We start from the raw sequence: 14,661 nt of genomic DNA, 5'->3' as shown, positions 1-14,661 counted from the left end.
GAGTCGTCGGGCGCCGGATCAGCTGTGATCGGCCAGCAGCCGGGCGATCCGTCCGACGCCCTCGTCGATCCGGCCGGGCTCGATCGCACTGCACGACAACCGCATCGCGTGGGTGCCGCCGTCGGCGTAGAAGAACCTCATCGGCGTCCACAGCACTCCGTACTGTTCGGCGGAAAGCTCCAGCAGTTTCTCGTCGGCCTGCACAGGCACTTCGAGCACCACGAAGAACCCGCCGCTCGGCACCGACCAGCGGATGCCCTGGCCCCTTCCGGCCCGAAAGCACGTGTCCAGCGCGGCAAGCAGCGTGCGCAGGTTGCGCCGGTAGAAGGCGGTCTTCTCCCGGTTGGCGGCGCGGAGGCTGCAACCGGATTCGACGAGCAGTCCGCCGATGACTGCCTGGCCCACCGGCGAGGTGTTGACCGTCAGCATGCTCTTGACCGCCGACAGCTCCCCGGCGAGCAGCGTGCGCCGCCCGTCGTGGTCCACGACCGGCTGGTCGGCCACAAGGAACCCGACCCGCGCCCCGGGGAAGCACGACTTCGCGAATGAACCGAGGTAGATCACTCGCGCGCGCCGGTCGAGGGCCTTGAGCGATACGCGGGGCCGGTCGTCAAGGCCGAACAGGCCGTACGGGTCGTCCTCGAGGACGATCAGGTCCTCGGTTTCCGCGACGTCGAGCAGCGCACGCCTGGCCGCGACCGGCAGCGAGACACCGGACGGGTTGGAGAAGTTCGGCACGACGTAGAGCGCCTTCGGATTGCGTCCTTCGGCGCGGACGGCGCGCGCGGTCGCCGCGACGGTCTCGGGGTCGAGCCCGCCGGGCCCCTCCGGCACCGGGACGACGTCAATCCCCAGCAGGCGCGCCGCGCCGGTGAGCCCGACGTAGCAGGGCTCTGCGGCGAGCACGACGTCGCTGGGCCGGGCGCACAGGCCGCGCAGTGCGATGACCATCGCCTCCTGACAGCCGGACGTGACCGCTATCGCGTCCTGGGGCACCAGGATGCCCTCGTCGTTCGCGAGCAGTCGCGCGATGAGTTCGCCGAGCACGCCGTTGGTCCTGCCGTACTGCATGAGCAGCGTTCGGACCTGGTTCGGAGGCATGCCGGATGCCGTCAGGTGGTCCTGGAAGATGCTCAGGTATCTGGGGAGGTCGGCCGGATCGTGGAAGCCGTCCCAGGGGCGCCCGGCCGCGAGCGAGATGGCGTCCGGGAACCGGCCGGCGACCTCGTTGAGGAAGTTCATGGACGTCGCCACTGGGTCCCACACCGAGTTGTGCAGCGACTCGCGAGCCAGTTCGACCACGGTCAGGTACTCCTGTCCAGCAGCCCGTCCGCAGCTGCCGCGACTGCGGCCCGCGCGGTCAGCTCCACGAGGCGGCCGCCGACGTCGACCACGGGCAGCCGGCACGCCGCGAGCACGTGGGGCAGCACCGCGGTGAAGTGGGTGCACGCCAGCACGACAGCCTCGAATTCGTTGCGCTCGGCCAGGCGCAGGGTGTCCGGCAGGCTCGACCGGTGGAACGCCGTTGCCGGGTCACCGGTTTCGATGGCTCGCACGAGCATCGGATCGGAGACGCAGAGGGCACGGTGTGCCGTCGACCCGGTCGCGCGTTCGTAGCCGACCACCGCCGAGCCGTTGCCGGTGACGACCAGCACACGCCGGTAGGCGGCCGCGGCTTCGTGGTAGACGGCGGTCGGGGAGACGACGGCGAGCGTGGCCGCCTCGGCGGCCGTGTCGTCGCCCACCACGGCGGAGAGCGAGTTGCAGAACAGCATCGCTACGCGGTGGCTGCGGGTGTCGAGGTCGCGCACCAGGTCGTGGAACGCGGCCCGCAGCGTGTCGGGACTTTCGTACTGCATCGCGTCCTGCTCGTCCGCGGACCCGGCCATGGGGTAAGGGGTCGCGGCGTGTCCCGCGTCTCGCAGCAGAGCCGCGCCGACCTCGGCATCGAAGGGTGTGCCGGCGATAACCGCGATCTCCATCGCGCCCCCCTTATGCGGTCGGAATGCCTCCCATGAGCCTGACGACGGGAGGATCGGACATCAACTCCCGTCGTGCGCGGGGAGAACCACCTTGCCCGGGTTGAGGATTCCCGCCGGATCGAGGGCCGACTTCACGGCCTGGTGGACGCGTACGCCGACCGGACCGAGCTCCCGCTCCAGCCAGTCACGCTTGAGCAGGCCCACGCCGTGCTCACCTGTGCAGGTGCCGCCGAGTGAGAGGCCGAGCCGCATGATCTCGTCGAAGACCGCCCGTCCTCGGGCCAGCACCGCCGGATCGGACAGGTCGACCACGATCACGGGGTGGAAGTTGCCGTCTCCCGCGTGCCCGACCACACCGACCAGCACGTCGTGGCTCTCCGCGATACGGATGACCCCCTCCACCAGTTCGACGACCCGGCCGTGCGGCACGGCCACGTCGTCGACGATGAGACCGCCCCGGCCGCCGGGGAACCGCTGTGCGGCGAGGCGCTCCATCGCGGGGTGTGCGAGTCTGCGGGCCGCGAGCAGCGCGTCGGCTTCCACCTGGTCGGTCGCGACGTGCAGTTCGGTCGCGCCCGCGCGCTCGCAGTGCGCGGCCATGATGTCCAGTTCGGTCTGTGCGCCGGGTCCCGTGTCGGATGCGGCGAGCAGCAGCGCACCTGCCCCTGTGTCCAGGCCGGACGGCCGGTAGTCCTCGATGGCCCGCAGGTGCGTCCGGTCGAGGAGTTCCAGCAGGCTCGGAACGACCCGCGATCCGGTGATGCCCGTGATCGCCCGCCCGGCGGCGGCTACCGTGGGGAACACGGCGGCGAGCGTGCGGCCCGGGCGACGTGCGGGCCGCAGTCGCAGGACGATCTCAGTGATGATGCCCAGTGTCCCTTCGGACCCGGTGAACAGTCCGGTGAGGTCGTACCCAGCGGCTCGTTCGGAGCCGTACCGCCCGCAGTGGAGGACCGCGCCGTCGGCGAGGACCACGGTCAGGCCGGCCACGTACCGGCTGGTGACGCCGTACTTCACGCAGCACATTCCACCCGCGTCGGTCGCGACGTTGCCGCCGATGGTCGACGATTCCCACGAGCCTGGATCCGGGGGGTAGTCCAGCCCTTCGCGGGCCGCCGCCCGGCTGAGGTCGGCGTTGACGACTCCCGCGCCCACGACCGCGAGGCGCGCCGTGGTGTCGACGCTGATCTGTGTCAGCCGGATGAGCGAGATGACGATCGATCCGTCGACGGCGTTGGCGCCGCCGGCGAGTCCGGTCCGGGCGCCCTGCGGTACGACGGGCACTCCGTGGGCCGCGGCGATCCGTACGGTGGCGGAGACCTCGGCGGTGTCGCGCGGGCGCACGATCGCGAGGGGCACGCCGGCCGGGCACAGGTCGGCCATGTCGCGGCTGCCGGCGAGCAGGAGATCCGGGTCGGTGAGCACACTGTCCGGCGCGGGCAGTGCGGCGCGCAGGTCCGCCACGGCGTCCGTCGTGATCGTCATGGTCTTCACGATAGACAGCTCACCCGCCCGGCTTCCGTGCTCTGTGGGAACTTCCTCGACCTCAGCAAACAGGGAGATGTCCATGGTGCCGGCGCTCCCCACACTGAAACGCGACAGAAGACAGGGCGGATTGGAGATTGACTGTGTCCCGGTTGGTACACGAGGTTTTCGCCGCGCAGGCCGCCCGCACACCGGAGGCCGTGGCGGTGAGGTCGGACGAGGCGACGCTCACCTATCGCGAGTTGGACGAACGGGCCAACAAGCTGGCTCATCATCTGGTGGCTCTCGGCGTCGAGCCGGGCGCCCCGGTGGCCGTGCTGCTGGAGCGCTCGGCGCAGGCCGTCGTCGCGCTGCTCGCCACGCTCAAGGCGGGCGGCGCGTACCTGCCCGTGCACTCCGGTTATCCCGCGGAGCGGCGGCAGTGGATCGTCGGGCAGTCCGGCGCCGGGGTCCTGCTGACGGACGCCGCGATGACGCGGCGCGGGCTGCCGGACGTGGCGCGGGCGGTCCGTGTCGCGGACGATCCGGCGATCGACGCGGCGCCCGCCACGGCGCCGGTCGTGGCGGTCGGTCAGGACGACCTCGCCTACGTGATGTACACGTCGGGTTCGACCGGGCACCCCAAGGGCGTCGCGGTCCGGCACAGCGGCACCGTCGACCTCGTGCTCGACCGATGCTGGGACACCGGAAACCACGAACGGGTGTCGCTGATCGCGCCGACGGCGTTCGACGTGTCGCTCTACGAGATCCTGGTTCCGCTGGTGCGTGGCGGCAGCGTGGTCGTGTTCCCCGAGGGGCCGGTCGACATCGGCCGGCTGCGCGCGCACGTCACCGGACACGGCATCACCGCCCTGCACCTGACCGCGGGGCTGTTCCGGGTCGTGGCCGATGAGGCGCCGGACCTGTTCGCGACCGCCCGGGAGGTGCTGACCGGAGGCGACACCATCGCCCCGGGGGCCGTCGACCGGGTCCTGCGGACCTGTCCTGACCTGGTCGTCCGTGCTCTGTACGGGACCACGGAGGCCACGGTCTTCAGCACGCACGCGACGCTGACCGCCCCTTACCGGCCCGGGATCACCGTCAGTTCGGGCAGGGCGTTCGACGGGGTGGAGCTGCATGTGCTCGACGAGCGGCTGGACCCGGTGCCTCCTGGCGCCGTCGGCGAGCTGTACATCGCGGGCCGCGGCCTCGCCAAGGGTTACCTCGAGCGGCCGGACCTCACGGCGGAAGCGTTCGTCGCCAACCCGTTCCGCGACGGCGGCGACCGGATGTACCGCACCGGTGACCTCGCCCGGCTGTCGGCCGACGGCGAGCTCGACTTCGCCGGACGCGCCACCGACCTGGTCAAGATCCTCGGCTTCCGGGTCGAGCTGGCCGAGATCGAGTCCGTCCTGGCCGGGTTCCCCGGTCTGGCCCATGTCGCCGTCGTAGCCCATGAGGTCGGCGCCGACACCCGTCTGGCCGCGTACGTGGTTCCGGAAGGCGACGAGCCGGACCTGGCCACGCTCCGCGAACACGTGCGTGCCGCCCTGCCGGAGTACATGGTGCCCGGGGCGTTCACCGTGATCGGGGAACTGCCGCTGACGGCGAACGGCAAGGTCGACCGCTCGGCCCTGCCGGTACCGGAGTTCCACGGTGAGACGGCCTACCGTGCCCCCGCCAACCCGACGGAGGAGGTCATCTGCCGGATATTCGCCCAGGTGCTCAGTCTGCCGAAGGTCGGCGCCGAGGACAGTTTCTTCGATCTGGGCGGCCACTCCCTGCTCGCTATGCGCCTGCTCAGCCGCATCCGCGCGGAGCTGGGCGTCGAAGTGCAGATCCGCACCCTGTTCAACACGCCGACGGTGGCGGGCCTCGCCGAGTTGGTGGCCGTCGAGCAGGCCGCGTAGCACCGACAGGCCTCGCGAAACGAGAGGGACACAGATGAGTCAGACCATGGCCGACCAGGCCACCAACCCCTTCGACGACCAGGACGGCAACTACACGGTCCTCGTCAACGCGGCCGGCGAGCACTCGCTGTGGCCCGCGGGGATACCCGCCCCGGGTGGCTGGCGCGTCGCCCACGGGCCCGCCCGGCGCGTCGCCTGCCTCGACTACGTCAACTTGGCGTGGCAGCACCTCGGCACCCGTGTGTGACGGCCCGACCACTGAGCTGGAGAACTCATGCCCACGTCCGATCCCTTTGTCTTCGATGACGTCCGTCTGGATCACATACGGTTCCACGTGCGGAGCATCGACACCGCGCTGGAGTGGCTGGTAGGCGGCTACGGGCTCACGGTGCGTGCGATGTCCCGGCCTGAGGCGGGGGCCGGGTCGCGGTCGGTCGAGGTGGGCACGAACGACATCAGCCTCGTACTCACCGAGGCAGGTACCGCCGAGGACCACCCCGCGTCCCAGTACGTGGCGCGCCACGGTGACGGGGTGGCCGACATCGCCCTGCGGGTGCCCGACGCCTCGGCCGCATACGCGGCGGCCGTCGGCCGGGGCGCCCGGTCCGTGGCTCCGCCGGCGCGGTTCGGCGACCTGGTGACCGCGTCGGTCGGCGGGTTCGGCGACGTCGTGCACACATTCGTCGAGCGGCCCGGCGGGGCGGGCGGCCCGGCCGTGCCGGGTCTGCACCCCGTCCCGCGGGACGCCGCCGCCCCGGTGAGCACGCTGCGGTCCGTCGACCACTTCGCGGTGTGCGTGCGACCCGGCGACATCGACGACACGATCGCCTTCTACCGGAACGTGTTCGACTTCGAGGTCACGTTCACCGAGAGGCTCCAGATCGGCGCCCAGGCGATGACGACGAAGGTCGTGGAGAGCCGCTCGGGCGATGTGACGCTGACCCTGATCGAGCCTGACATCACCCAGGAGCCCGGTCACATCGACGAGTTCCTCCAGGAGCACGGCTGCGCGGGGGTCCAGCACATCGCCTTCGCCACCGACGAGATCGTGACCACCGTCGCTGACCTGCGGCGGCGCGGCGTGGCGTTCATGGGCACGCCTGACACGTACTACCGCACGCTGGCGGATCGCGTGGTGCCGACCCGGTACACGGTGGACGAGCTGCGCGGCCAGCAGGTCCTGGTCGACGAGGATCACGGCGGTCAGCTGTACCAGATCTTCGCCAGGTCCGTGCACCCGAGGCGCACGATCTTCCTCGAACTCATCGAGCGGATGGGCGCGCGGACCTTCGGCAGCGGCAACATCACCGCCCTCTACGAGGCCGCGGAACGCCAGCGAAAGGCAGCCGACGGCGAGTCGTGGGCTGCCTGACCCCGCCATCCAACGAGTGCGAACGGAATCGAGCGAATGGACCTACCCGTCGACCGCGCACCTCTTTCAACGAACCTCGACATGCTCTGCATGTTCGACAAGGGCGAACACGAGGGTTCGTTCGGCCCCCGCCACCTGGTCATCCTCGCGTGGCGCCTCCTCGGCGAACTGGACCTGGCGGCCTTCCAGGGCGCTGTCGACGACGTGGTGGAGCGCCACGAGATGCTGCGCACCCAGATCGTCCGCGACGACGGCGAGCCGTACCAGAAGGTGCTCCCGCCGAGCTCGGCGGAGCTGGTGGTCGTCGACCTGCCGCCGGACGGTTCCCGCCCGCGCGAGGAGCAGGCGGACGAGTTCGTCAACGAGATCGAGGCCACGACGATGAGCGTGGCCCAACTGCCGCACCTGCGGGTCGTGCTCGGAAGGTTCGACGCGATGGACGCCGTGTGCGTCCTCGTCACGCACCACGTGGCGAGCGACGGAGTGTCCCTGCAGGTGGTGATACGGGACATCGCGAACTTCTACGCCGCTCGCCGGGGTTTCCCGGTGGCGCCGCTCACGCCGGCCAGGCAGTACCGCGAGTTCACCGCGTGGCAGCGGCAGGCGCTCGCCTCGCCGCAGGCGGAGGAGTCGCGGGCGTACTGGCGGGAGGCGATGCGTGACGCGGAGATCGTCGACCTTCCCACCGACCGCGTCCCGGGTGAAGGCGCGCCGGCCCGCTATGCCGTGTACCGGTTCGAGCTCGAACACGAGGTCGCCTCGGCGACGACGGTGTTCGCCACCGCCATGCGCAGCTCGCCGTTCATGGTGATGATGGCGGCCTTCAACGCCCTCCTGCACCAGGAGGCGGGCGTGGACGACGTGGTCTCGGCGATCATCACCTCGGGCCGGGTGGAGCCTGAGTACAACGAGACCGTCGGGCCGTTCTTCAACATGCTGCCGCTGCGCACCGGGCTCGGTGAGTGCCGAAGCTTCATGGAACTGGTCCGGCGCACCCGGGAGGCCTGCCTCGCCGCGTACACCCACGAGCTGCCCTTCGCGCAGATCGCCGCGCAGGCGCCGACGCTCACGGCGACGTACGCGAGGCGGGGCACGGCGGTCTGGGCATTCCAGGTGATGCAGTACCCAGGTGTGACGGAGGCCGAGTTGATCGGCGACGTGGAGTTCTCCGCGATCCGCAAACGGTACAAGGCGCACCCCGTGACCTCCGACATCCCCAACGGTGTCCTGTGGGGACTGGACGTCCTGCCGACCGGCGAGGTCACGGGCACGGCCAGGTTCAACACCCAGGAGTACGACGAGTCGACCGTGATGAGGCTGGTGGAACGGTTCCGAGGCATACTCCGCGGCGGCGTCTCGGACCCTGGGGCCCCGCTGTCCGCGCTGTGACCCGGAGCACCGGCCGCGGAACCCCCCAGGAACAGAAATGGAGACTGTGATGAGCACAGAGGACGAGTTCGACGTCGTGGTGATCGGTGGTGGTCCAGGAGGTTCGGCGACCGCGGGTCTGCTGGCCAAGAGGGGCCACAGCGTGCTCGTGATCGAGCGTGAGAAGTTCCCGCGTTACCACATCGGTGAGTCGCTCATCACCGGTCTGATGCCCACCCTGGAGGAGCTCGGGCTCCTGGAGCGCCTGGAAGCGATGGGGTTCACCAAGAAGTACGGCGGCACCCTCCTGTGGGGCAAGAACCAGGGTACGTGGGGCTTTCGGTTCCAGGAGTCGGCCCTGTACGAACACGCCTACCAGGTGCGTCGCGCCGACTTTGACGCCCTGCTGCTCGGCCGCGCCCGTGAGCTCGGTGTGACAGTGGTGGAGGAGGCCACGGTCAGGAGCCCGGTCTTCGACGGTGAACGCGTGGTCGGCGTGACGTACACGGAGAAGGGCAGCAAGGAGGTCCGGACCGCGCGGAGCAAGATGCTCGTGGACGCCTCGGGGCAGACCCACCTGCTGGGCCGCGAGTTCGACCTGGTCCGCTACCACGACGACCTGCGGAACATCGCCACCTGGGCCTACTGGCAGGGTTGCAACCTCTACGGCGGAACCAAGGCCGGCGACATCGTGGCCGAGAACCGGCCGTCGGGCTGGTTCTGGTTCATCCCGCTGCACGATGGCACGGTCAGCGTCGGGTACGTCACGCCGATCGACGAGTACAAGGCGTCCGGCAAGACCCTCGAGGAGCTGTACGCCGAGGAGATGGCGAACACCGAGGAGATCAAGACCCTCATGGCCGGCGCACGCCGGGTCACGGGCTTCCGCAACATCAAGGACTGGTCCTACACCTGCGAGCGGTTCCACGGACCTGGCTGGGCGCTCGTCGGCGATGCCGCGGCGTTCATCGACCCGTTGCTGTCGACGGGAGTCACCCTGGCGCTGCGCGGAGCTCGGGCGCTGGCCGACGCGATCGACGAGACGCTGTCCGACCCTTCCGCGGAGAAGGAGATCCTCGACTGGTACGAGCACAGCTACCGGTCCTTCCTCGACTCCGTGCTGACCTTCGTACGGTTCTTCTACGACCGCACGAGGAACAAGGAGGACTACTGGGACAAGGCGCAGGAGCAGATCGACCCGGACAGGCTGCGTCCCCGGGAGATGGACTTCGCACGGATGCTGTCGGGGCTCACGGGCATCGACGACATCTTCCACAAGCGCAAGGCGGCCTGAGCACCGCACCCCGTCGGCCCGGCAGCGGTGTCTCCCCGCTGCCGGGCCGTACGTCGTCATGCACGCGGAAAGACGGCACCAGGGGCCCGATGGGCGGCGATGCTCTGCGCGCAGCAGGGCGGCCCGGCGGTTCCGGAGGGATACGCCGGGCGGCGGCAGGGCGGGCTCAAGCTGTCCGGTCCCCGGCAGCCCTGCCGCGCCCGGACCGGAACGCACGGCCGCTGGTCGGTCCCGAGCGAGGTCCTGGTCCACGGGAGCCGGTCCGGGTGAAGCGGACCGGGGGTCCCGGACCGCTTCGCCGACACCGGCGGGGCAGGACCGTGACGTCCTCCCCCGCTGGGGCGCTGTGGGCCCCGGCGCTGCCGTGCGCCGGTCTACGGGGCCCCCGCCCCGGGCCGGGGGTCGCCGAGCGGCACCACCACCGGCTCGGCAAGCGGCTCGGCCTTCCTGCGGCCACCCAGAAGCCGCAGTGCCGGCCGTTCGACGAGGACGCTCAGCAGCCAGCCCAGGAGGAGCACGGCGACGATCGTGAGGGCGGACTTCCCGAGTGCGCCGCCGAGCGACAGCGGCCTGGTCCAGTTGGCGGGGTCGGCGGTGTGGATCGGGCCGTAGGAGATGACGACCCAGTGCACCAGGTAGGCGCAGAAGGAGATCTGGCCGAGCACGGTCATGGGCCGGGAGCCGAAGAAGGTCCGCCGGCCCGCGGACTCACGCCGGGCCACCGCGGCGATCAGCAGGGCGAGCGGCACTGCGGTCACGGCGAAACCCGAGCTCTCCCCGTGCATCGACGCGCTGGCGACGAGTCCGGCGACCGAGAGCAGCACCGAGACGATGACACCGGGACCGTGCCACCGCCGGGTGGCCACCATCCTCGCCACGAACACGCCGAGCAGGAACTCCAGCATCCTGGTGACGGGAAGGTACCCGACGAACCAGGTCTGCAGCCACGAGTCGGGGGTGTTGACCAGCAGCGGCTCGGCCGGGAGCAGCGTGGCCAGGAGCGGAACCGTGATCAGCAGCACAACCGAGGCGAGCGCGGGCATCCACAGCCTCTCGGGGCGAATCCGCCTCACCAGCCGGTTGGTCCACGGAAACATCGCGTAGAACAGCAGTGCGCAGGAGAGCGCCCAGGTCGGACCGTTGGGGTTTCCGGTGAGCACCACCTCCTGGTCCGGTATCCAGTTCTGCACCAGCAGCAGGGTGGGAACTGTTCGCCAGACCGACAGCGCGACACCGGCGCCGACGGCCAGCAGCAGGGCGGCGGTGATCGTGATCAAGTGGGCGGGGAAGACCCGGGCGAAGCGTCTTCGCAGGAAACGGCGCGCGTCGACGTCTGCTTCGTGCACCCAGGTGAGGGCGAACCCGGTGAGGACGAAGAAGAAGGTGAAGCCCATCACGCCCAGCTTGTAGTCGTACGACCACAACGTCTGGGCCGTCGGATCGACCCGCAGCACGAGTGAGATCCCGACGTGGGAGACGAGGACCATACAGATGGCGACGAACCCTAAGCCAGACAGGGAGGGGAGCCGGGCGGACGCGGGTCGCGTTTCGTTCATGATGGGTGTTTTCCCCTTCACGGTTGGCGGGCGTTCTCCCGTGGCCGGGCAGTGACCCGGCCGGAGAGAGAACGGTGAGGACTGAACCTTCTATTCACACCAGGCGGCGGGCATCTCCGTTCTTGCGCAGTGACGGAGCCGGGACGACACAGCTCCGGAGACCGGCCGGACCGGCGCCGACCGGACCGTGGGCCCCGTCGGCGTGGTCGGGATGTGTTCCGCCCGCCGTCCCGGTCACACGCGTCCCGCATCGTGCCCCGACCGCTCCTGCCCCCTCCTACGGGTCCGGGGCCGGAGCCGACGCGCCGGCCCCGGGTTGCCGACGCGGGACGGATACGCAGCTCAGTCGATCCACGCGCGCGGCGCGGGGCCACCGTGACCGACCGGCGGAAAGATCTTCTCCAGTTCGAGGAGCTCCCCCGGCGACAACTCCGTCTCGAGCGCCTGGAGGGCGCCCTCGACCTGACCGGCGGTTCGGGGCCCGATCACCGGGACCAGCGCGCCCGGCCGCGAGAGCAGCCAGGCCAGCCCGACCTCCGCGGGGTCGCGCCCCAGTTCCGCGCAGAACTGCTCGTAGCGCTCGACGGCGGGCCGGTTCACGGACAGTGCCGAGACGGCGCGCCCTTGCGCCGACTTGGCCCCCGTTCCTTCCCGCGCCTTGCGCAGTGCCCCGCTCAGCAGCCCGCCGTGGAGCGGGGCCCACACCAGCGTGGCGAGTCCGTGTGCCTGGGCGGCGGGCAGTATCTCCAACTCGGGTTCCCGGGTGAGGAGGTTGTACGCGCACTGCTCCGAGACCAGCCCGACCATGCCACGCCCGCGTGCCGCGTGCTGTGCGTCGGCGATGTTCCACCCGGCGAAGTTCGACGACCCGACATAGCGCACCTTGCCCTGGGTGATCAGCTGGTCCATGGCCTGCCACACCACGTCCCAGCAGACGTCCGGATCGTAGAGGTGCATCTGGTAGAGGTCGATCCTGTCGGTGCCGAGACGGCGCAGGGACGCCTCGCAGCCCTGGACGATGTGGTGGGCCGACAGGCCACGGTCGTTGGGACCGTCGCCCGTCCGCTCGCCGACCTTGGTCGCGACGATGACGTCGTCACGGCGATGGGGCGAGCCGGCCAGCCACCGGCCGATCAGTTCCTCGGTGTATCCCCGGTGTACGCGCCACCCGTACATGTCGGCGGTGTCGATCATGTTCATACCGTGCGCCAGCGCGGAGTCGAGGATCCGGCGCGCCTCCGGCTCGTCGGTACGTCCGCCGAAATTCACGGTGCCGACCGCCAGCCTTCCGACCCGCAGTCCGGTGCGGCCGAAGGGGATCTGCCGGTTCACGCGCCGGTCACCGCCGTCACGGCCGGGTCCCGTCGCGAGCACGGGGCGACGGCGCGGCCGGCATGCTCGTCGACCCTGGACGTGCTCATGAGGCCTCCCGCGGTGCCGGTCGATGTCCGTTCGCCAGTGTCGGGCGGTTCCCCGGAGACCGCATCTCCCTGCGTGCACTGAACAGCCCCGCACGCGCGCCGGAGGAACGCGGGTAGCGGCCGCACGGCGGCGGCGGGCCGTGCCTCCCTGCGGCGGGAGGGGAAGGGTTCTCCTGGCCTCGGCATCGGACCTCGGCATCGGGCTTCGTCCCCGGAGACGCGGTGTGCTGCGTTCCGGCTGTCCTTCTCCGTCTCCCGGTCGGAACCGGGGTCCTCCGCAGCGCGCGGTGGGCGGCAATCGAGAAGATGCTCCCCACACGGCCGCCACCGGACAATCGAGCAACCGCAATTCGGCTGGTCGACGTGAGGAGCCCTCGTGGGTGACGGTACAACGCTCTGCCAGACATGCGAGGACGTCGCAGTCGTGGAGTTCCTGCCACTCGGCATGCAGCCCGCCTGTCTCTTCCTGGAAGACGCGACGGAAGCCGCGAACGAACAGGCCTGGCCGCTCGACCTCGGATTCTGTCCGCGGTGCAGCCTGGTTCAGATCATGGAACCGGTCAGCGAGCGCATCCTATTCTCGGGCGACTACCACCACATCGCCGGGCTGACCGGTGGGTACCGGGAGCACCTGCGGGGACTCGCGGACGAGCTGGCGAGGCTCCACGGCCCTGGCTCCGGATCGCGCGAACCCTCCGTCGTCGAGATCGGGAGCAACGACGGCAGTCTTCTCGACGAGCTGGCCGTACGCGGGTTCAAGGTCCTCGGGGTCGATCCCAACGGAGTGGAGTCACCCGGCGGATCACCAGTCGTCAAGGAGTACTTCAGCTCCGAGGTCGCGGCGCGGATGCTGTCGGACAGCGGTCCGGCGGACATGGTCGTCGCGCTCAACACGTTCGCCCACATCACGAACATGCACGACTTCCTGAGCGGAGTGCGTTCCGTACTGGGCGACAACGGTGTGTTCGTGTCCGAGTCCCACTACCTGCCCGACCTGCTCGAGTCCCTGCAGTACGATTTCGCCTACCACGAGCATTCGAGGTACTACTCCCTGACATCGCTCCAGGCCGCGTTCGAACCGCACGGACTCGAGGTGTTCCGCATCGAGCGGATTCCCACCCACGGGGGATCGATCCGCGTGCACGCCGGCTTCAAGGGCGTGCACGCCGAGCATGAGTCCGTCGCCGCCCTACGGGACTACGAGGACACTCTCGAACTCACGGACGCGACGGTCTACCGGCAGTTCGCCGCTCGTGTGGAGGATCACCGCGACCGCCTGCGGGACCTGCTGGGCGAGCTGACGCGCGATGGTGCGCGGATCGCGGCCGCCTCCTCGCCGGCACGGGCGGTCACCCTGCTGAACTACTGCTCGCTGGGGCCGGCGGAGATCGACTTCATCTCCGAGATCAGTCCGCGCAAGATTGGCAGGCTGTCCCCCGGCACCCACATTCCGATCGTCCATCAGGACCAGCTGTGCGGTCCCGGACAGCCGGAGTACGCCTTGCTGCTGTCGTGGCACATCGCCGACGAGCTGATCACCCGCCTGCGCCAGGAGGGGTTCACTGGAAAGTTCGTCGTCCCGCTCCCCGAGCCGCGGGTGATCAGCTGATGAACACCGTGACGAGCACCGAACGGACCGGGGTCGCGACCTTCCGCGGGAATCCGGTGACCTTGCTCGGTCCGGAGGTCGCTGTCGGCGACCGCGCGCCGGACTTCACCGTGCTGGGCCGCGACATGGCGCCGGTGCGCTTCGCCTCGCTGAGCGGCACCACGCGGGTGATCTCGGCGGTGCCGTCGCTGGAGACACCGGTCTGCGACCTGCAGACACGGCGCTTCAACGAGGCTGTGGCCGAACTCGGTGAGACATCCGTGCTGACTGTGTCGGTGGACCTGCCGCCGGCCCAGGCCCGCTGGTGCGGCGCGGCGGGGGTCGAGCACGTGCGGACCCTGTCCGACCACCGCGATCTCTCGTTCGGACTGGCCTACGGTGTGGTGATCAAGGAAATCCGCTTGCTGGCCCGCGCGGTGTTCGTGGTGGACGCCACGGACACGGTGGTCCACGCCGAGTACGTCCGGGAAGTCGGACAGCCCGCGGACCTCGACGCCGCGATCGACGCGGCCCGGAGAGCCGAGACCGCGCGCCGGTCCGCCGGTCGCTCCGCTTGACCGTCCGTTGCGGACAGTCGTCCTGACCAGGCCGCCGCCCACCCCTCCCCGTGCAGGGGCGGCGGCCCTCGCTCCGGCACACGCATCCGGACCGACGAGACGGCAAGTCCCCGGAACCGCGTCTTCCG

12 protein-coding genes are annotated in these 14,661 nt (G+C 70.1%); 7 read left to right on the top strand and 5 right to left on the bottom strand.

Annotated elements, in window-relative coordinates; translation table 11 throughout:
• Positions 1 to 18: 18 nt before the first annotated feature.
• Genes F0344_RS34985 through F0344_RS34975 form a run of 3 tightly spaced genes read right to left on the bottom strand, consistent with a single transcriptional unit; the run spans position 19 to position 3,467 of the window.
• Complete coding sequence (locus tag F0344_RS34985; protein WP_374940181.1) at positions 19 to 1,302, bottom strand: aminotransferase-like domain-containing protein; 1,284 nt, start codon at positions 1,300 to 1,302, stop codon at positions 19 to 21.
• Positions 1,303 to 1,304: 2 nt separating this feature from the next.
• Complete coding sequence (locus F0344_RS34980; protein WP_185303162.1) at positions 1,305 to 1,982, bottom strand: aspartate/glutamate racemase family protein; 678 nt, start codon at positions 1,980 to 1,982, stop codon at positions 1,305 to 1,307.
• Positions 1,983 to 2,042: 60 nt separating this feature from the next.
• Positions 2,043 to 3,467, bottom strand: a complete 1,425-nt coding sequence (locus F0344_RS34975; protein ID WP_185303161.1) for an FAD-binding oxidoreductase — start codon at positions 3,465 to 3,467, stop codon at positions 2,043 to 2,045.
• A gap of 143 nt (positions 3,468 to 3,610) precedes the next feature.
• Here F0344_RS34975 and F0344_RS34970 point away from each other — a divergent pair, with 143 nt between their 5' ends.
• The 5 genes from F0344_RS34970 to F0344_RS34950 are packed head-to-tail and all read left to right on the top strand — an operon-like array spanning position 3,611 to position 9,390.
• On the top strand, positions 3,611 to 5,356 hold the full coding sequence (locus F0344_RS34970) for a non-ribosomal peptide synthetase (RefSeq protein ID WP_185303160.1): 1,746 nt from the start codon (positions 3,611 to 3,613) through the stop codon (positions 5,354 to 5,356).
• A 34-nt stretch (positions 5,357 to 5,390) separates the two neighbouring features.
• The gene (locus F0344_RS34965) at positions 5,391 to 5,603 is read left to right on the top strand and encodes an MbtH family protein (RefSeq protein ID WP_308461021.1); all 213 of its coding nucleotides are present in this window, start codon (positions 5,391 to 5,393) and stop codon (positions 5,601 to 5,603) included.
• 27 nt (positions 5,604 to 5,630) lie between these two features.
• Complete coding sequence (hppD, locus tag F0344_RS34960; RefSeq protein WP_185303159.1) at positions 5,631 to 6,728, top strand: 4-hydroxyphenylpyruvate dioxygenase; 1,098 nt, start codon at positions 5,631 to 5,633, stop codon at positions 6,726 to 6,728.
• Positions 6,729 to 6,764: 36 nt separating this feature from the next.
• On the top strand, positions 6,765 to 8,117 hold the full coding sequence (locus F0344_RS34955) for a condensation domain-containing protein (protein WP_185303158.1): 1,353 nt from the start codon (positions 6,765 to 6,767) through the stop codon (positions 8,115 to 8,117).
• Positions 8,118 to 8,166: 49 nt separating this feature from the next.
• Positions 8,167 to 9,390, top strand: a complete 1,224-nt coding sequence (locus tag F0344_RS34950; protein ID WP_258050350.1) for an NAD(P)/FAD-dependent oxidoreductase — start codon at positions 8,167 to 8,169, stop codon at positions 9,388 to 9,390.
• 374 nt (positions 9,391 to 9,764) lie between these two features.
• Here F0344_RS34950 and F0344_RS34945 read toward each other — a convergent pair whose 3' ends face one another.
• Both F0344_RS34945 and F0344_RS34940 read right to left on the bottom strand, forming a co-directional pair.
• Positions 9,765 to 10,946, bottom strand: a complete 1,182-nt coding sequence (locus F0344_RS34945; protein WP_185303156.1) for an acyltransferase family protein — start codon at positions 10,944 to 10,946, stop codon at positions 9,765 to 9,767.
• Between the two features lie 342 nt (positions 10,947 to 11,288).
• Positions 11,289 to 12,278 carry an aldo/keto reductase gene (locus tag F0344_RS34940; protein WP_258050349.1) on the bottom strand — a complete coding sequence of 330 codons (990 nt, stop codon included), beginning with the start codon at positions 12,276 to 12,278 and terminating at the stop codon, positions 11,289 to 11,291.
• Between the two features lie 465 nt (positions 12,279 to 12,743).
• Between F0344_RS34940 and F0344_RS34935 the strand changes: the two genes are divergently transcribed.
• The gene (locus F0344_RS34935) at positions 12,744 to 13,976 is read left to right on the top strand and encodes a class I SAM-dependent methyltransferase (protein WP_185303154.1); all 1,233 of its coding nucleotides are present in this window, start codon (positions 12,744 to 12,746) and stop codon (positions 13,974 to 13,976) included.
• Positions 13,976 to 14,533: a thiol peroxidase gene (gene tpx, locus F0344_RS34930; protein WP_185303153.1), complete on the top strand. Its 558-nt coding sequence runs from the start codon at positions 13,976 to 13,978 to the stop codon at positions 14,531 to 14,533. The genes F0344_RS34935 and tpx overlap by 1 nt, the downstream gene beginning before the upstream one ends.
• Positions 14,534 to 14,661 lie beyond the last annotated feature (128 nt).

The organism is Streptomyces finlayi, from assembly GCF_014216315.1.
Classification (GTDB): Bacteria; Actinomycetota; Actinomycetes; order Streptomycetales; family Streptomycetaceae; genus Streptomyces; species Streptomyces finlayi_A.
Note: the sequence above shows the minus strand (reverse complement) of the source record. Positions and strands in the feature narration are given on the sequence as shown.